1 pseudogene is annotated in these 674 nt (G+C 73.1%); it reads right to left on the bottom strand.

The window, feature by feature from the left end:
- Positions 1–674: pseudogene (locus tag FHN55_RS23050) on the bottom strand (hypothetical protein); the annotation flags it as partial.

Here is a 674-nt window from a genome sequence, read left to right on the forward strand (position 1 = left end):
GTGGGGCGGGGTCGTTCTCGGCCCGGTGGGGAGGACCCGGAGCTTGGTGGGGGCCCTGCCGTTGGCGGCGGGCTCGACTTCTCACCGGTGGGCTTCTCGCCGGTGGGCTTCTCGCCGGTGGGCAGGGTGCTGTGGTCGGTGTTGGCGGGGCTGGGCCCCGACGGTGGCCCACCGTCATCCGGCCCCTCGTCGGGCCCGTCATACGGCCCGTCATCCGGCCCGTCATCCGGCTCGTCGTCCGCGTCCGGTCCGTCATCTGGCCCGTCGTCGGGGTCCTCGGGGTCGGTCAGGTCCTCATCCGCGAGGTCGTCAGCGAGGTCATCGGCGAGGTCGTCGGCGAGGTCGTCGGCGAGCACCACGATGTGGACCTCGGACAGGTGGGCGCGCTGCTCCGGAGTGGGGATGCGCACCAGCTTGCGGGTGTCCGGCGCCAGCCCACTCACCGGCCCCTGCTCGTCACTTCCGGCGGGGACTCCGTCGTCCTCGACGTCGTCGTCGCCAGGGGCGGGCTGCCCCAAAGCCACGGCCAACGTCTCCGGGGTCAGCGAGAACTCCCCCACCACCAGGCTGACGAACACATCGGCGCGCAGCTGACCCAGGCTGCGCCGCTCCTGCTCCTCGACAGCGCCACCACCGCCAGGCTCCCCGGCGCGTTCGGTGTCCCCGTCCTTGGC

It is taken from the genome of Streptomyces sp. NP160, assembly GCF_006335115.1.
Taxonomy (GTDB): domain Bacteria; phylum Actinomycetota; class Actinomycetes; order Actinomycetales; family Quadrisphaeraceae; genus Quadrisphaera.